The organism is Kitasatospora sp. NPDC091335 (genome assembly GCF_044757205.1).
Lineage (GTDB): Bacteria > Actinomycetota > Actinomycetes > Streptomycetales > Streptomycetaceae > Kitasatospora.
On record NZ_JBIVUM010000001.1, the window covers coordinates 256,028 to 272,543 of the forward strand.

General features: G+C 73.2%; 17 protein-coding genes, 1 tRNA gene and 1 pseudogene. 13 read left to right on the forward strand and 6 right to left on the reverse strand.

Features of this window, described 5'->3' with window-relative positions:
• Positions 1-74: 74 nt before the first annotated feature.
• Positions 75-1,172, forward strand: a complete 1,098-nt coding sequence (locus ACIQOW_RS01160) for a DUF475 domain-containing protein (protein ID WP_401078264.1) — start codon at positions 75-77, stop codon at positions 1,170-1,172.
• Between the two features lie 189 nt (positions 1,173-1,361).
• Here the strand turns inward: ACIQOW_RS01160 and ACIQOW_RS01165 are convergent, their stop codons facing one another.
• Positions 1,362-2,516, reverse strand: coding sequence for a DUF2637 domain-containing protein (locus tag ACIQOW_RS01165; RefSeq protein ID WP_401078267.1), 1,155 nt, complete (start codon positions 2,514-2,516; stop codon positions 1,362-1,364).
• Between the two features lie 338 nt (positions 2,517-2,854).
• Between ACIQOW_RS01165 and ACIQOW_RS01170 the strand changes: the two genes are divergently transcribed.
• The gene (locus ACIQOW_RS01170) at positions 2,855-3,592 is read left to right on the forward strand and encodes a Tellurium resistance (protein WP_401078270.1); all 738 of its coding nucleotides are present in this window, start codon (positions 2,855-2,857) and stop codon (positions 3,590-3,592) included.
• Positions 3,593-3,691: 99 nt separating this feature from the next.
• Here ACIQOW_RS01170 and ACIQOW_RS01175 read toward each other — a convergent pair whose 3' ends face one another.
• Positions 3,692-4,846, reverse strand: a complete 1,155-nt coding sequence (locus tag ACIQOW_RS01175; protein ID WP_401078273.1) for a TerD family protein — start codon at positions 4,844-4,846, stop codon at positions 3,692-3,694.
• Positions 4,847-5,204: 358 nt separating this feature from the next.
• On the opposite strand from ACIQOW_RS01175, the gene ACIQOW_RS01180 reads away from it, so the two are divergent.
• The 3 genes from ACIQOW_RS01180 (at position 5,205) to ACIQOW_RS01190 (ending at position 10,040) form a co-directional block, all read left to right on the forward strand.
• Positions 5,205-6,413, forward strand: coding sequence for an HpcH/HpaI aldolase/citrate lyase family protein (locus ACIQOW_RS01180; RefSeq protein ID WP_401078276.1), 1,209 nt, complete (start codon positions 5,205-5,207; stop codon positions 6,411-6,413).
• A 217-nt stretch (positions 6,414-6,630) separates the two neighbouring features.
• Positions 6,631-9,207 carry a phosphoribosyltransferase gene (locus tag ACIQOW_RS01185; protein WP_401078279.1) on the forward strand — a complete coding sequence of 859 codons (2,577 nt, stop codon included), beginning with the start codon at positions 6,631-6,633 and terminating at the stop codon, positions 9,205-9,207.
• Positions 9,207-10,040 (forward strand): HAD family hydrolase, encoded by an 834-nt coding sequence (locus ACIQOW_RS01190; RefSeq protein WP_401078282.1) that lies wholly within the window; start codon positions 9,207-9,209, stop codon positions 10,038-10,040. Before ACIQOW_RS01185 ends, ACIQOW_RS01190 begins: the two co-directional genes overlap by 1 nt.
• Positions 10,041-10,055: 15 nt before the next feature.
• Here ACIQOW_RS01190 and ACIQOW_RS01195 read toward each other — a convergent pair whose 3' ends face one another.
• Both ACIQOW_RS01195 and ACIQOW_RS01200 read right to left on the reverse strand, forming a co-directional pair.
• Complete coding sequence (locus ACIQOW_RS01195; protein ID WP_401078285.1) at positions 10,056-10,271, reverse strand: zinc ribbon domain-containing protein; 216 nt, start codon at positions 10,269-10,271, stop codon at positions 10,056-10,058.
• Positions 10,272-10,360: 89 nt separating this feature from the next.
• Entirely contained in the window at positions 10,361-11,656 is a 1,296-nt protein-coding gene (locus ACIQOW_RS01200; protein ID WP_401078287.1) for a hypothetical protein, read from the reverse strand.
• A gap of 259 nt (positions 11,657-11,915) precedes the next feature.
• On the opposite strand from ACIQOW_RS01200, the gene ACIQOW_RS01205 reads away from it, so the two are divergent.
• Positions 11,916-11,987: transfer RNA gene (locus ACIQOW_RS01205), tRNA-Val, on the forward strand.
• A 79-nt stretch (positions 11,988-12,066) separates the two neighbouring features.
• Here ACIQOW_RS01205 and ACIQOW_RS01210 read toward each other — a convergent pair.
• Both ACIQOW_RS01210 and ACIQOW_RS01215 read right to left on the reverse strand, forming a co-directional pair.
• Complete coding sequence (locus ACIQOW_RS01210; protein WP_401078290.1) at positions 12,067-12,279, reverse strand: hypothetical protein; 213 nt, start codon at positions 12,277-12,279, stop codon at positions 12,067-12,069.
• Positions 12,280-12,288: 9 nt separating this feature from the next.
• Positions 12,289-12,372: pseudogene (locus tag ACIQOW_RS01215) on the reverse strand (hypothetical protein); the annotation flags it as partial.
• Here ACIQOW_RS01215 and ACIQOW_RS01220 point away from each other — a divergent pair.
• The 7 genes from ACIQOW_RS01220 (at position 12,334) to ACIQOW_RS01250 (ending at position 16,502) form a co-directional block, all read left to right on the forward strand.
• Positions 12,334-12,564 (forward strand): hypothetical protein, encoded by a 231-nt coding sequence (locus ACIQOW_RS01220; RefSeq protein ID WP_401078293.1) that lies wholly within the window; start codon positions 12,334-12,336, stop codon positions 12,562-12,564. The pseudogene ACIQOW_RS01215 and the gene ACIQOW_RS01220 overlap by 39 nt on opposite strands.
• Positions 12,565-12,638: 74 nt before the next feature.
• On the forward strand, positions 12,639-13,067 hold the full coding sequence (locus ACIQOW_RS01225) for a hypothetical protein (protein WP_401078295.1): 429 nt from the start codon (positions 12,639-12,641) through the stop codon (positions 13,065-13,067).
• 67 nt (positions 13,068-13,134) lie between these two features.
• On the forward strand, positions 13,135-13,659 hold the full coding sequence (locus ACIQOW_RS01230) for a hypothetical protein (protein WP_401078298.1): 525 nt from the start codon (positions 13,135-13,137) through the stop codon (positions 13,657-13,659).
• 22 nt (positions 13,660-13,681) lie between these two features.
• Positions 13,682-14,830 (forward strand): DUF932 domain-containing protein, encoded by a 1,149-nt coding sequence (locus tag ACIQOW_RS01235; RefSeq protein WP_401078301.1) that lies wholly within the window; start codon positions 13,682-13,684, stop codon positions 14,828-14,830.
• A gap of 83 nt (positions 14,831-14,913) precedes the next feature.
• Positions 14,914-15,186, forward strand: coding sequence for a hypothetical protein (locus ACIQOW_RS01240; protein ID WP_401078304.1), 273 nt, complete (start codon positions 14,914-14,916; stop codon positions 15,184-15,186).
• Between the two features lie 274 nt (positions 15,187-15,460).
• Positions 15,461-15,976, forward strand: coding sequence for a hypothetical protein (locus tag ACIQOW_RS01245; protein WP_401078307.1), 516 nt, complete (start codon positions 15,461-15,463; stop codon positions 15,974-15,976).
• A gap of 34 nt (positions 15,977-16,010) precedes the next feature.
• Positions 16,011-16,502 carry a hypothetical protein gene (locus tag ACIQOW_RS01250; RefSeq protein ID WP_401078310.1) on the forward strand — a complete coding sequence of 164 codons (492 nt, stop codon included), beginning with the start codon at positions 16,011-16,013 and terminating at the stop codon, positions 16,500-16,502.
• The last annotated feature ends 14 nt before the right edge of the window (positions 16,503-16,516 follow it).

A 16,516-nucleotide genomic window follows, 5' to 3' on the forward strand; every position in this document is an offset into this window, starting at 1 on the left:
CCGGGCCCGGTCAGGGCGTCTCGGGGACGAGGCCGCCCCCGACACGGCCAAAACCCGAAAGGTAGCCAACTCCCGTGTTCCTCCGCACATTCGGCTGGTCGTTCGCGATCACCGCCATCGGTCTGGTCGCAGCCGGACTGCTCTGGGGAGCCCAAGGCTTCGGCATCGTGCTGATCCTCTCCATCCTGGAGATCTCCCTGTCGTTCGACAACGCTGTGGTCAACGCCACGGTGTTGAAGCGGATGAACCCGTACTGGCAGAAGATCTTCCTGACCGTCGGTGTGCTCATCGCGGTCTTCGGCATGCGCCTGGTCTTCCCGCTGCTGGTCGTCGGCCTCACCGCGAAGCTCAACCCCGCGACGGTCATCGACCTCGCGCTGCACTCCGACAAGACCCACGACGGCCTCACCTACGGCCAGTACCTGGAGGCGGCCAACCCGGCCATCGCGGCCTTCGGCGGCGTCTTCCTGCTGATGATCTTCCTCGACTTCCTCTTCGAGGAGAAGGACCACAACTGGCTGGCCTGGATCGAGCGCCCGCTGGAGAAGGTCGGCAAGCTGGAGGCCTTCTCCAGCGTCGTCGCCCTGGTCTCCCTGCTGCTGGCCGCCAACTTCTTCGCCGAGGAGCACGCGGAGACCGTGCTGCTCGCCGGCGTCCTCGGCCTGGTCACCTACCTCACCGTCAACGGCCTCTCGTCGATCTTCGAGTCGGGCCTGGAGGCCGAGGAGGAGCGCGAGGAGGCGGCGGAGAAGTCCGGCAAGTCGATCGTCCAGGTCGGTGGCAAGGCGGCGTTCTTCCTCTTCCTCTACCTGGAGGTCCTGGACGCCTCGTTCTCCTTCGACGGCGTGGTCGGCGCGTTCGCCATCTCCAGTGACATCTTCATGATCACCCTGGGCCTCGGCATCGGCGCGATGTACATCCGCTCGCTGACCGTCTTCCTGGTCCGCAAGGGCACCCTGGACGACTACGTCTACCTGGAGCACGGCGCGCACTACGCGATCGGCGCGCTGGCGGCGATCCTGCTGGTCGGGATCAAGTACCACATCCCGGAGATCGTCACCGGCCTGATCGGCGTCGCCTTCATCGGGCTGGCGCTCGGCTCCTCGATCCTGCGCAACCGGCGCGAGGGCTCGGACGAGGAGCAGCCGGAGCCGGTCGGCAGCGGCAAGTAACCGTCCGACGGACACACGCGCGACGGCCGCCCCGGGAATCCCGGGGCGGCCGTCGCGCGTTCGTGGTCCGCCGGGTCGCGGTCCGGTGCGGCCCGTCCGGAGCGCGGACCGGCCGCCCCGCTGCGGAGGCGGGGCCGGCCGCCCCGCTGCGGAGGCGGGGCCGGCCGCCCCGGGATGCTCCTGCGGACGTCAGCCGAGCTGCTGCTCGATCGCGCGCAGCTTGCGCTCCAGCGAGTCCAGCTTCGGCATCGACAGGGTGTCGTCGTCCGCGGTCAGGTCGACGGTCGAGCCGCTGCGGGACGACCCGGTGCCGGAGGCCGAGGAGTACGAGGAGGACGAGTAGGTGGAGGACGAGTAGGAGGAGCTGACCGCGGCGCGGGGGCGGCGGCCGGCGTCCAGGGCGGCCGGCTCGAGCGGGTCGGTGGACCGGAGCGAGGCCGAGTAGGACGAGGACGGGGTGGTGGCGTCGGATTCCGCGGCTAGGGCAGGCTCCGTAGTGCTCGGGCCGTCTCCGGCAGCCGTGAGGGCGGGCACCTGGCGGCCACCGCGGGCCCGGGCGAGCATGCCGCCCTGGCGGGAGATGGCCTTCAGCTCGGCCCGCTCGCGGCGGTCGGCGGTACGGGCGCGGGCCTTGGCGTCCAGCTTCGACTGGCGCTCCTCGCGGACCTCCTCGACCGCCTCGTCCAGGCTGCGGACGTTCTCCAGCAGCATCAGCGACCAGGCCGCGTAGGTCTCGCGCGGGGCGCGCAGCCAGCGGACGATGCGGATCTGCGGCAGCGGACGCGGCACCAGGCCCTGCTCGCGCAGCGCGGCCTTGCGGGTCTGCTTCAGCGCCCGGTCGAACAGGATCGCCGCCGAGATCGACATGCCGGAGAAGAACTCGGGGGCACCGTCGTGCGAGAGGCCGCGCGGGGCGTGCACCCAGTTGAACCAGGCCGAGGCGATCGCGAACACCCAGACCAGCAGGCGCGAGCCGAGGGCGGCGTCACCGTGGCTGGCCTCGCGGACGGCGAGCACCGAGCAGAACATCGCGGCGCCGTCCAGGCCGAACGGGACCAGGTACTCCCAGCCGCCGGACAGGCCCAGGTTCTCCTTGCCGAAGCCGACCAGGCCGTGGAAGGAGAGGGCGGCGGCGACACCGGCGCAGCAGAACAGCAGCGTGTACGAGGAGATGCCGTAGATCATCTCCTTGCGGCGGCGGCGCTCCTCGCTGCGCTCCCAGGAGTCGCCGGACTCGTCCTTCTTCGAGCTCTTGAAACGCAGCGTCGCCATCAGGACGGCGACGAACAGCAGGGCTGCGCCGCCGACGACGGTCCAGACCAGCTGTATGGAGGTCAGGTTCATTGCGGGTCGGGCCTCGGGTTTCCGCAGGGGACAGGTACACAGCGAGACACAGGCGGTCAGGACCGGCCGGGCGGGCATGGCCTGACGGTTCGTTCGTCGCCGCACGGCGTGCCGCCGCGCCCGCGCAGGGGCGGACGGGACACCTGTGCGGCTAGACGATATCGCGTCCGAGAGGGCGGCATGTTACGGGAGGGGGCTGGCTCCGGCCAATCGACCCGCCGGTCCGGCCGACCTGGGTAGCGGAAGGGCCGGACGGGGTATCGCCCGGCCGGGCCGATGCCCGATCATTGGTCGGCGGACCGTCAGACCGCCTGGCGGGAGCAGGGGGAGAGGACGGCATGGTCTCGATCTGGGAGTACCTGCGCGGGGACCGGAGCTACACCTTCGACAACCCCGGCGGTCAGCACAAGGTCACGCTCACCAAATCGTCCCCGCAGCACGCGATCACCGGGCCGGCCGCCACCACCGGCTACCTCTACGTCAACCTGCACTGGACGATGAGCTCCGGTGGCGCCCGGCCGAGTCCCGGGGACTCCTTCAAGCGGTTCTTCAGCCCGCGGATCCTGCGGCCGCAGGAGCCGGACTCGGCGCAGGGCACCGAGCCGATGAACGTCGACCTCGACCTGGCCTGCATGTACGAACTCTCCGACGGCTCCACGGGTGTGGTGCAGCCGCTCGGCGGGCTCTTCGGCGACCTCCAGAGCGCGCCGTACATCAAGCTCAGCGGCGACGACCAGTACGGGGCGCCGTCCGGCGAGACGATGTACGTCAACCTGGAGAAGAAGGACAAGTTCAAGCGGCTGCTGATCTTCGTCTACATCTACGACGGCACGCCGGCCTTCGAGCAGTCGCACGCGGTGGTCACGATCGTGCCGCAGACCGGGCCGCGGATCGAGATCAAGCTGGAGGAACGGGCCAGGGCGGCGCGGTCCTGCGCGGTGGTGCTGATCGAGAACGCGGGGGACAACCAGCTGAGGGTGCGCCGCGAGGTGCGGTACGTCAACGGGTTCCAGGCGGACATCGACCGGCTGTACGGGTTCGGGATGCAGTGGCAGCGCGGGTACAAGGGGGACTGACGCCGGTTGGTGACCGGCGGTCCTCGCGGCGGGGGCGGGGTGCCGTCGGACCCGGCTGGGTCGGGCCGGGTCGGGGTGGCGGGTGGTCCCGCCGGGGCGTCAGCGGGGCTGGAACTGCGGGCCCTGCGGCGGCAGCGCGAACTCCTCGCCGACGAGCGCCGGGGGCTGGGCCGTCGGCGACTGCGGCGGGACGGGCGGCTGCTGGCCGGTGCCGGACTGCTGCGGGTAGCCGTAGCCGGCGGGGCGCTGCGGCGGGGCGGGCCGGTCGGGCTGGGGGTAGCCGTAACCGCCCGGCTGCTGCTGGTAGGGCTGCTGGCCGGGGCCGGGCTGCGGGTAGCCGTAGCCGCCGGTCGGCTGCTGCTGGGGGTAGCCGTACCCCGTGCCGGGCTGCTGCTGGGGGTAGCCGTAGCCGGCGCCGGGCCGGTGGCCGGGGGGCACGGTGGGCGGCGGGGGCATGGTCGGCGGGGCGGCGGGCGGCGGGGTCACCGGTGCGGGCGCCGCGGCGGGCGGAGCACCCACGGCGGCGGCCGCCTGGGGCCGGACCGGCTCGGGCGTCGGCTGCGGGACGGCCGGGGCCAGGGTGAAGGTGCCCGGCTCGGGGGTGGTCGAGCGCGGGTCCGGCAGCGGGGTGCTGCGCGGGTCGAGCGCGCCGGACGGGGAGGCGGCGGACCCGGACTCGGAGGCCGCCGCCAGGTCGGCCTCCGCCTCGTCGTCCACGGTGATGCCGAAGTCGGTGGCGAGCCCGATCAGCCCGGAGGTGTATCCCTGGCCGATCGCCCGGAACTTCCAGCCCCCGGCCCGGCGGTACAGCTCGCCCGCGACCAGCGCGGTGACGGTCTCGGCGTCCTCGATCCGGAACTCGGCGAGCGCGGGCGCGCCCTCGCCCGCCGTGGCGTCGAAGAGCAGCAGACGCAGCCCCGGCACCGCCCGGAACGGTCCGCCCTCGGAGGAGCCGGCCAGCACCACGCGGTCCACCTCGGCGGGCAGCTTGCCCAGCTCGACCTCGACCGTGTCGATGATCTCGGAGCCGCCGGAGGTCTGCTGCTTGGGCAGGTGGCGGACCAGGCCGGACGGGTGACGGGGCTGGTTGTAGAAGACGAAGTCGGCGTCCGAGCGGACCTTGCCGCCGGCGCCGAGCAGCAGCGCGGACGCGTCCACGTCCGGCGCACCGGGCGTGGCGCTCCAGCGCAGCACGGCGCGGACCGCCGCCGCCGGCAGTGCGATGTTGGCGCCCTTGGCCATCACGTGCGTCATAGCCGACCATCCTGCCTGTTCGCCACCCCTTCGGACAACGTGACCGGACCGGTCCGCGCCGGGTCGGACTTTGCCAAGACTTGCGCTTTCCGAGGTTTGCCGCCGTCGTTTCCGAAGTTCGCCGACGTCGCGCCCATGATCGTCCAAGTGGACCGGGATGTTCCGGGAGTTCAGTGCCGGGGAACCGGGAGCGGCCTGATCCCGTCCGTACGATGGGCGGTCGAAGGGTCCCCGGAGGGTTCGGCGGCAGGGCGTCCGGCGGAGGCGCGTCCGGGGAACCATGGCGCCCGGTCGGCAGGTTGACCAGGGTGTCGTCGGCAACGGGCCGGCGGTCGGTCCACTTCCTGGAGGAGAGCACATGCGCCATTTCGGCCACCTCGCCGAGGACGTACGCGGCCGGCTCTTCCTGGAACAGCCGCGCCCGTTCACCGCGCGCAGTGAACCGGCGGTGCTCGCCACCGCGCTCGGCGGCACCCTCTACAGCCCGGCCACCAGGCCCGCCCTGGCGGCCGACATCCGCAAACAGGCTGGTCGGGGCGTGGTGTCGATGGTGCTCTGCCTGGAGGACGCGATCGCCGACCACGAGGTGGACGCGGGCGAACGGAACCTGGTCGAGCAGCTGACTGACCTGGTCAATGATTTCACCGACTGTGCACAGAGTCACCCCCTCCTCTTCATCCGGGTCCGCACCGCCGCCCAGATCCTCGACCTGGCCGAACGCCTCGGCCCGGCCGTCGAGCTGCTCAGCGGCTTCGTGCTGCCGAAGTTCACCCCCGCCAACGGTGGCGCGTACCTGGCCGCGCTGGCCGCCGCCGAGGCCGCGACCGGGCGGCGGCTGTTCGCCATGCCCGTCCTGGAATCGCCCGAACTCGCCCACCTGGAGACCAGGCGGGAGCAGCTGTTCGGTCTCGCCGAGCTGCTCGCCGGGCACCGGGAGCGGGTGCTCGCCGTCCGGCTCGGGGTCACCGACCTCTGCTCCGCGTACGGCCTGCGGCGCTCGCCCGACCTCACCGCGTACGACGTCGCGCTGGTCGCGGCGGTGATCGGGGACGTGGTCAACGTGCTCGGCCGGGCGGACGGCACCGGGCACACCATCACCGGGCCGGTCTGGGAGTACTTCCCGGTGCAGGAGCGGATGTTCAAGCCGCAGCTGCGCCGCACCCCGTTCGCCGGGGCCGCGGTCGGCGCCGCCGCCGGGGCGGCCAGGGCCTCCGGGGAGGAGGTCCGCCGGCGGATCATCGAACACGACCTGGACGGGCTGATCAGGGAGGTCGAGCTGGACCGGGCCAACGGCCTGCTCGGCAAGACCTGCATCCACCCCAGCCACGTGCCCGCCGTGCACGCGCTCTCCGTGGTCACGCACGAGGAGTACTGCGACGCCCGCGACATCCTCCGGCAGGAGCAGGACGGCGGAGGGGTGCTGCGCTCGGCGTACACCAACAAGATGAACGAGGCCCGGCCGCACCGGGCCTGGGCGGAGCGGGTGCTGCTGCGTGCGGAGGTGTTCGGGGTGGCCAGGGAGGACGTGAGCTTCGCGGAACTGCTGTCGGCCTGCCTGTGCGGCTGATCCCGTGGGCGGGTGGCTGCCGTGCGGCCGGGTGTCGTGGGGCGGGCTGCGGTGGGGCCGGCTCCCCGGACTCCCTGTACTCCCCGGACTCCCCGTGCTCCCCGGACGACCGCCGTACGACCGATTCTTCGCGCCGTCGAGGCCCGGCCGTTCCCTCCGGTTCCCGTAGGACGGATATGACGAACGCACCATAGCACCATCGAAGGCAGGACCAGCAGTGACAGCAACACCGCAGACGTGGACCGGCCGCTGGGTCGCCGACCGGGCCGGGATCGCGCTGACCGGCTCCGAGCGCCTCCCCGAACTCGTCGGCCTGGCGCTGCGCGCGGGGAACCCGAAGCGCGCCCACCTGCTGGTCTCCAACGTGCTCGGCAAGCACGTGCCGCAGCGGCCCTCGGTGGTCCACGGCACCGGGCTCGAACTCGGCCGCCGGGTCCGCGGACTGCTCGGCGCGCGGGCCGCCGCGCGGGCCGTCGTGCTCGGCTACGCGGAGACCGCCACCGGCCTCGGCCACAGCGTCGCCGACGGCCTGGACGCCCCCTACCTGCACTCCACCCGCCGCCCGGTGCCCGGCCTGGCCCCGGTCGGCGGCTTCGAGGAGGAGCACTCGCACGCCACCTCGCACCTGCTGCTCCCCGCCGACCCCGGACTCCTCGCCGGGGACGGCCCCCTGGTGCTGGTGGACGACGAGTTCTCGACCGGCAGGACGGTGCTCAACACCATCCGCGACCTGCACGCCAGCCACCCGCGCGGCCACTACGTGGTGGTCGCCCTGGTCGACCTGCGCTCCGCCGCCGACCGGCGCCGGCTCGACCGGGCCGCCGCCGAACTCGGCGTCCGGCTGGACCTGGTGGCCACCGCGAGCGGGGCCGTCGAACTGCCCGAGGACGTCGTGGCGCGGGCCGAGCGGCTGGTCGCCGAGGCTGCGCCGGCCGAAGCGCCCCCGGCGGCCGCCCCCGCGCCGCTGACCAGGGTCGGGCTGGACTGGCCCGCCGGGCTCCCGGACGGCGGCCGGCACGGCTTCACCGCCCACGACCGGGCCCGGTTGGACGCCGCGCTGCCCCGGTTGGCCGGGCAGCTGGCCGAGGCCCTGCCCGCCGGGGCGCGACGGGTGCTGGTGCTCGGCTTCGAGGAGCTGATGTACGCGCCGCTGCGGCTGGCCGGCGCCCTCGCCGAGCGGCTCGGCGGCGACCGCGTCCGGTTCTCCACCACCACCCGCTCGCCCGTCCTGGCGGTGGACGACCCCGGCTACGCCATCCGCACCCGGCTCGCCTTCCCGGCCCACGACGACCCGCGGGACGGCGGCTCGGCCGAGCGCTACGCGTACAACGTCGCGCCGGGCAGCGACCCGGCGCGGCGCTTCGACGCCGTGGTGCTGGTGGTGGACGACGTGGCCGACACCCCGGCGCTGCACGAGGGGGAGCGCGCGCTGCTCGGGCAGTTGCGGGGGGTGACCGACGGGGTGGTGCTCGCGGTGCTGCCCTCGCACCGGCCGGTGGCCGTGGCGGCCTCGCCGCCGGTGCCTTCTTCCCTGCCCGTGCCGCCCGTGTCGCCCGTGCTGCCTGTGCTGCCCGCGCGGTCCTCGCTGCCCGTGCCGCTGTACGGGCCGGCGTTCTCCTCGTACCGGGCCGAGGAGGTGGCCTGGCTGCTCAAGGACCTCTCCGGGGTCGCGCTCGAAGCCCCCACCGAGGAGCGCGAGGAGGCCGTCCAGAACGGCGGCGCGCACTACGCCGAGTCGCTGCCGGTGGAGTACCAGCCCAGCCCCGCCTACCAGGACCTGTTCCACCAGGCGCTGCGCGGCTCCGCCGGCCGGATCGCGCTCGCCGTCGGCACCGTCGCCGAGACGCTGCTGCGCGAGCGCGGCCCCGGGCTGGTGCTCGCCTCGCTGGCCAGGGCCGGGACGCCCGTCGGCATCCTGATCCGCCGCTGGCTGGCCTTCGCGCACGGCCTGTCCGTGCCGCACTACGCGGTCTCGATCGTGCGCGGCCGCGGCATCGACCCGGTCGCGCTGCGGTATCTGGCGGCCCACCACCGCCCGCAGGACGTGGTGTTCGTGGACGGCTGGACGGGCAAGGGCGCGATCACCCGCGAACTCGCCGACGCGCTGGCCGGCACCGGCTTCGACCCGGACCTCGCGGTGCTCGCCGACCCGGGCCGCTGCGTGCGGACGTACGGCACCAGGGACGACTTCCTGATCCCGTCCGCCTGCCTCAACTCCACGGTCTCCGGGCTGGTTTCGCGCACCGTACTGCGGGCCGGGCTGATCGGTCCGGACGACTTCCACGGCGCCAAGCACTACGCCGAACTGGCCGGGAGCGACGTCTCCGCGGCCTTCCTGGACGCGGTGGCCGCCCGCTTCGGCGAGGTCCGCGCCGCCGCCGTCCAGGGCGCAGGCCGGCTCTCCGCCGACCCGGACCGGGTGCCCGACTGGGCCGGCTGGGCCGCCGTGGAGCGGATCAGCGCCGAGTACGGCATCGACAACGTCAACCTGGTCAAGCCGGGCGTCGGCGAGACCACCCGGGTGCTGCTGCGCCGCGTCCCCTGGCGGATCCTCGCGCGGCGCGGCGCGGGTGCGGACCTGGACCACGTCCGGCTGCTCGCCGCCCAGCGCGGCGTCGGGGTCGAGGAGGTGGACGGGCTGCCGTACACCTGCGTCGGGCTGATCCACCCCCGCTACAGCCGCGGGGCGACCGGGGGAGACGGGCGGGCCGTGACCGACGGGTCGGCCGTGACCGACGGGCGGGCCGTCGCCGATGAGCGGGCCGTTACCGAGACTACGGGGAGGGATTCCTGATGGGTGTTCTGGTGGCCAGCGACCTCGACCGGACGCTGATCTACTCCGAGCGGGCCATGGCCCTGGGCGTGCCCGACCGGCTCGCGCCGCGGCTGCTCTGCGTCGAGCTGTACCAGGGGCGCCCGCTGTCCTTCATGACCGAGCGGGCCGCCGGGCTGCTCGCCGAACTCGCCCGGGAGGCCTGCTTCGTCCCGGCCACCACCAGGACGCCGGAGCAGTACGGGCGGGTCAACCTGCCGGGCCCGACGCCGGACTGGGTCCCCGCGTACGCGATCTGCGCCAACGGCGGACAGCTGCTGGTGGACGGCGTGCCGGACGGCGACTGGCGGGCCGAGATCACCGGGCGGATAGCCGCCGGCTCGGCCCCGCTGGAGGAGGTGGTCCGGCGGCTCGCGCTGTGCGCCGACCCGGAGTGGACCCACAAGCGGCGGGTCGCCGACGAGCTGTTCGCCTACCTGGTGGTCGAGCGCGCCGCGCTGCCCGAGGGCTGGCTGGCGGACCTGACCGGCTGGTGCGCCGAGCGCGGCTGGGCGGTCTCCCAGCAGGGCCGCAAGGTGTACACGGTGCCGGCGCCGCTCACCAAGAGCGCCGCCCTGGCCGAAGTCGTCCGGCGCAGCGGTGCGGACACCGTGCTGGCCGCCGGGGACTCCCTGCTCGACGCGGACCTGCTGCTCGCGGCGGACGCGGGCTGGCGCCCCGGGCACGGCGAACTCGCGGACAGCGGCTGGACGGCCCCCGGCGTCACCGCCCTGGCGGAGGTGGGGGTGACGGCGGGGGAGGAGATCGTCCGGCGGTTCCTGGCGGGGGCGACGGCCCTGCCGGTCGGGGTCTGACCGGGGGCCCGACGGCTACCCGCAGCAGCCGCCGCCGCAGCAACCGCCCCCGCCCCCGGCGGCGGGGGCCTGCTGGGCGCCGGCCGCGCCGGTGACGGCGACGGTGGACAGCAGCTTCACGGTGTCCTCGTGCCCCTGCGGGCAGACGGCGGGGTCGTTGGCCTGGGCCATCGGGCGGCGGAGCTCGAAGGTGGCTCCGCAGGAGCGGCAGCGGAAGTCGTAGCGTGGCATACCGGCAGGGTACCCAGTGGGGGTGTCCGCGGGCCGCCTGTTCTGTCCGGTCGTCCGGTCGTCCGGTCTTACTACCGTCTGCTCCGTCGCTACCGGTGGCCGCCGAGGTCCCCGCGGATCAGCCCGATCACCTGCGCCGCGGTGTCCCGTACCGCCGCGAGCTCGGTCAGGAAGTGCCAGTAGTCGGGGTGCCGGCCGGCCTCCTCCAGCGCGGCCACCGCGCGGTCGAGCCGGGCCACCGCCTCGTCCAGCGGCGCTGCGTGCCGCGGATCCGGCGCGCTGCGCCCGGCCATCGCCAGCCGCTGGGCGTCCCGGATGGCGAAGCGGGCGCGCTCGATCTCCTGGTGGGGGTCGTGCTGCACCTCGTTCAGCTGCCGCAGTCGGTCGTTCACCGCCAGCACCGAGCCGTCGGCGGTCTCCAGCAGCGCGCGGACCGTACCGATCGCGCCGGTGGCGTCCGCCCAGCGCTGCTCGTCCCGGGCCGTGGCGGCCTCGGCGAGCTTGCGCTCGGCGGCGCGGCCGGTCTCCGCGACCTGGTCGGGCACCCGCTGGAGGTCCTGCCAGCAGGAGGTGCTGAACCGGCGGCGCAGCTCGCTCAGGGCGGGCGCGACCGTCTCCGCCTTGGTCTCCAGCGCCTGGATCCGGGTCCGCAGGCTCGCCACCCGCCGGTCGATCTCCCGGGCCCGCTCCGGCAGCTGCCCGGCGTCGGCGGCGATCGCCTCGGCGCGCTGCTTCACGTCGTCCGCGCGCCGCAGGGTGTCCGCGACGCCGTGCCGGGCCGGGCCCTCGTTCAGCCGGCCGAGCTCGGGCGCAAGTTCCGCCAGCCGGGCCGCCAGGTCGTCCGCCCGCAGGCCGGCGCCGCGCACCTCGTCCAGCGCGTTGCTGGCCGCGAGCAGCGCGCGCTTGGCCTGCTCGACCGCCGGGGTGACCCGCATCAGCTGCTGCTCGGCGTGCTGGAGGGTCGGCTGCAGTCGGCGCAGGAAGTCGTTCAGCTCCGCCTTGGCCGAGCCGAGCTGTCCCTTGACGTCCTCCAGCTGGCGCTTGGCCTGCGCGGCGGTGCCCGCGTCCAGGGTCTCGCTGTCCAGGTTGTGGGCGTCGAGGGCGGCGAGGTAGTTCACGGTGACCTGATCGACCCGGCCGGAGATCGCCGCCAGGTCGGTGAGCGCGCCCTGCGCCGTCCGGCCGTCCGCGGCCGCGCGGACGGTCTCCACCGCGAGCTGCACCTCGCGCTGGGTCTCCTCCAGCTCGTAGAACGCCTCCTGGGCCGCCGCCCTGGCCTCCCGGGCCTGCGTCCGTCCGCCCTCACCGCCGCCGCGCCGGCCCCACCAGCCGCCGGTCCCGGCCGACGCCAGCCCGACCGCCGCCAGCGCACCGGCCAGCACCACCGGCAACACCAACGCGTCGGCCGGCGCACTCCCCGCCCGACGCCGCCCCCGCCCGCTCCCGCCGGCCACCGTCACTGCGCGCTCCCTGCTCCGACCCGCTGATCCGGCCTCCATTCTCCCCGATCCCCCCGCCGGCCCGTCACCCCCTCCCACCCCACCGGCCCCGCCCCGCCTCCGCCCCACCGGGCACCTGGCCCCCACCACCCCCCTGGACCAGGTACCCTGGGCTCTCGTCGTGCGCCCACCGGCCCACGACGGGGGGCGCGTAGCTCAGTGGTAGAGCGCTGCTCTTACAAAGCAGATGTCGGCGGTTCGAAACCGTCCGCGCCCACAGCGAACATGCAGGTCAGAGGGCCGTGGTGCCAGCTCGGAAGAGCCGGCACCACGGCCCAAAACACATTTAGAACACATCACGCCGCAGCGGCGTCGGCAGCTGCCTCCAAGGCAGCGACTTCGGCGGCGAGCTTGGCCGCCTTCTTCTGCGCCTTCTCGGCCTTCTTCTTTGCCAGCTTGAGCACCTTCGACCGCTGGCTGTCGAGCCGGTCCGATACCTCGTCCAGGCGATCCGGCCAGAGGTGACCGTACGTGTCCAGCGTCAGGGTGGCCGTCTTGTGCCCCAGCATGGTCTGGACCACCTTGACGTCGGCGCCACTGGCGATTGCCAGGGACGCCGCAGTGTGTCGAAGCTTGTGAAGCGTGATGCCGAGGTCTGCCAGGCCGGCGGCCTAGAGGGCCTTTTTGAATCGCCGGCGCGTGAAGTTGCCGACGATCAATTTTCCGCCCTCAGGGGCTGTGAAAAGGAGGTCGTCCGGCTTGCGGTCGACCATCAGAAATTCGAGTTCCTTGAGGAGGAATGCGGGTACCGGCACAGAGCGCCGCTCATGGTTCTTCGGAGTGTCGAGATATAGACCGCTTTTGTCTCGACTCCACGTCTCGGCGATCCGCACACGTCGGGCGGCGAGGTTGACGCGACCTACCTTGATTGCCGCTCCAGGAGATCAATGCGGCGAATCGGGCCGAGTGCGGCCACAGTGGCGGGTCGGGCTGCGCCTGGTGCTGGCTCACGGCCGACGCCATCGCCGAACTCCCCTATGCCGAGCGTCTCGCCGCCGCCGTGGACCTTGACCACCGGCTCACCGAACTGGGCATCCCCCGCGCGCCCCGGACGGTCGTGATCGTCCGCGAGGCCCGCACCTACGCCGTCCAGGTCATGTGCGAGGAGCTCGGCACGTGGGAGCTGCGCATCCCTGCCCCGGGTGAGGAGTGTGCCCTGTTCCGTGGCCAGATGTGGGCGGACCCCGACGCCCAGGTCCGCAATGATCAGGCGCCGACATGGACCCGGGGCCGGGACGACCTCTCCACCGTCGCCCGTGGCTTCGCGGGCCTGCTCTGGGCAGCCGGCCTCCGCTGAGCCTGCCGCCCGGCCCGGCGGACCGCCGGGCCGGGCCCCGTCCCAATCCTCCAGGGAGACCTCACCTTTGAAGATCATCGACGTTCAGCACGATGCCGACGTGGCGCGCCCGGCCCGCTCGCGGGAAGTGCTCTCGGTCCTCTCCGTCATCGGCGAGCGGTTCGACGCTGCCGCCGCAGTGGTCCGGGAGGTCGCCCCCGCCGAGTTGGCGGAGCTGCCACCCACCCCCGTGCTCGCCGTCCCCGACTGGGGGCGGGCATGCCGCGCGCTTGTCGACCTCGACCTCTTCCTGGTCGCCGCCAGCTCCCGAGTGGCCTCCGCCCCCTTTGGGGGTGGATACACCCCGCACCGGCAACTGTGCTGGTCGTTCGTGCTGGCACTTCACACGATCGGCGATGCGTGGCGGGATGCCTACCTGCCCGGCGCGCACTACGTCATCAGCCCCGATCTGCCGGTCCGGCCCGGCCTGCCCGCCGCAGCCGCATGGAGGGCGTCCGCCGGGGCCGCCTCCGCCCGTGCCCGACGCTGGGCCGCTGCCGCCACGGTGTCCCACTTCCGCGCGATGTCGGACGAGGTGAACGCCGCGACCTGACGATCATGCCCATAGAGTTGACATGACCATCACCCTGGCCAGGACCTCCACCCGCAACGCGACCCTCCACGAGATCGTGGGCATTCTCAAGGACGAACACCCCCGCAAGACCGACGTCATCGCCCCGGTACAGAACATCCACGCCCAGGGCGGCCGGCTGATCGTCGCCGGGGCGGACCACGACATCACCCCGGACGGAGTCACCCGCAAGGCCGGGGAGTTCCGGCTCACCGACGTGGCGGAATCCGGCGTGGCGGAAAAGCTCGGCATCCCTGTCGGCTACCTGCGCAAGGTCCGGATCGAGGCCCCCGACCTGTGGGACGCCAACGTGAACGGGTGGCTCAGCCACGAGAGCCGTGCCGACAAGTCGTTCATGGTCCGCACGCTGACCCCGGCCCAGGGCGAGGACACCGGCACCGCCCGCGCCTTCCTCAGCCCCAGCTACCGGATCATCGACAATCTGGACATCCTGACCGCCGCGTTGCAGGGTGTGCGGGAAGCCGGTGTCGAGGTCCGGCTGGACAAGTGCGACCTCACCGACCGGAAGATGTACGTCAAGATCACCGCCCCGCAGGTCAGCGCCTACGCCCCCGAGCTGTTGAAGGACTACCGGAGCCCGTTCAGCGGCGCGCGTGGGGCGGACAACCCGACTGTCTTCGCCGGGTTCGAGATCTCCAACTCCGAAACCGGATGCGGGGCGTTCACCATCGTGCCCCGGCTGGTCGTCCAGGTCTGCGACAACGGGATGGTGATCACCAAGGACGTCATGCGGTCCGTGCACATCGGCGGCAAGCAGCAGGACGGGGTGATCCGGTGGAGCAACACCACCCAGTCCCGCACGCTCGATCTGGTCACCTCCCAGACCGCCGACGCCGTCAGCACCTTCCTTGATCACGACTACGTCGTCCGACAGCTGCGGTCCATCCAGGAGACCGCCGCGACCCGGGTCAAGAACCCGGAAGCCACCATCACCACCGTCGCCCAGCGGCTCAAGTTCACCGAGGAGCGCCGGGCCGACATCTTCGCCCACTTCATCCAGGGCGGAGACCTCTCCGCCGGTGGCGTGATGCACGCCGTCACCTCCGTCGCCCAGACCCTCCCCGACGCCGACGACGCCCACGAGGTCGAAGCGCTCGGCATCCGCGCCATGGAGCTGGCCGCCTCCCTGTGACCGACCCGCCGCCCGGCCCACCGTGGCCGGGCGGCCCGGCACAGGCCGCTACCACCAGCCCACCGCGAGAACCGGAACGCCCCTTGAACACCGTCGCTGAACGCCTTCGCAACCTCGTTGCCGAGGTCACCACCTTCGAAGAGGAGTGGGAGGACAAGTTCCGCAAGGATCTGCCGTCCTACGACCCCAACCGCGAGGACTTCCCCGTCGACCCCGCCGACGAAGAGAGCTACTACACGCTCTGCGCCGACCGCGAGGCCCAGGCCCGCGACCAGCTCCACCGGGTGACCATCAGCATCGAAGCCGTCGCCCGCGAGCTGACGGACACGGTCGCCGAGGCGGACCAGCCCGGCTGACCTAACCACCAGCCGCCCAGCGCGAAGCTGGGCGGCCCCCGGCCGGGAGCGCCGAGCTGCGGGGATCGACCCCGCACCCCGGCCCAACCCCTCCCGCACCTCACCCACCGCAGCACCAACCCGCCGCACCGCCCGCCGGCCCCTGCCGCCCGCAACCGGGCGGCCCCCGGCCGGGAGCGCCGAGCTGCGGGGATCGACCCCGCACCCCGGCCCAACCCCGCGCGGTGTCCCCCGCTGCCCACCTTCACCCCTCAACCACCACCAGGAGAAGCGCGTGCCCACCCTGCCCCACACCGGGCTCCAGACCCCCGACCAGCCCACCTACGAGGTCACCAGCTGCCACGAGCTGGCGCTGCTCCGGGCGACCCCGTTCCTGGCCACCCTCAGCCATGCAGGCCGCAAGATCGGCACCGCCCAGAACTACGGCGACGGAGACGCCACGGAGTTCGTGCCCCACGGCGACTTCAAGGTGGCCGACTTCGCCCGCTTCGCCGACGCCTGCCGACTGGACGACCAGCCGATCTGCCTCTCCCTGCTGCTGGACCTTCTGATCGAAGAGTTCAACGTCGCCCGCTCCCTGCGTGCGCAGGCGATCCAGGGCCGCACCCTGCTCCGCGAGGTCGCCCCGAACCGCACCGTCACCATCAGCGGCACCATCCCGCTGCCCGCCACCGCGGACGACCGCCGACGCGCGCGTGAAGCCCTCGGCCTGCCGCTCACCCCGGGCGCCGCGACCCAGTTCTGGACCGGCACCCACTGGGAGCACCTGGCCGGCACCTCCGCGGCCTGACCTCCCACCACCCGGCCAGCCCCAGGAGCCTCCAGTGCACATCCCCGTCACCCTCACCACCACGCTCCGCCTGCCCGGCGAGAAGCACCCCGTCACCGTCTGCACCCCGCTCCAGGCCGGGGCGCAGACCAAGCACACCAAGGTCGTGCAGTTCGCCTTGGGCAGGTTCCGGGCCACCGGCCCCGGCCGGACGGTGACCATCGGGCCTGACCCCCGACGCGTCCCGACACCCAGCATGACCCGGTGCCGAGGCAAGGGCTGGCAGCGCTGGACCGAGCCGGACGGCCGCGTCCGCTACGGCATCGCCAGCGAGGCCCCGCCCTCGGAGACCGGAGCCGCGTGGAGCGCGCACGGAGCCCGAGTGGTCGTCCCCGCCGACGGCGGAGACCTGTTCGTCATCCACCGCACCGGTTCCGGCAACAGCTCCGACTGGGCCCGCGAAGGCGACGACGTGAAGATGCTCCCCGCTCGCCTCACGGACCACCGGCCCGGTCCGCACAGCCACCGCACCGCGCTGGTGGCCTGACCGGCCCCGGTGCG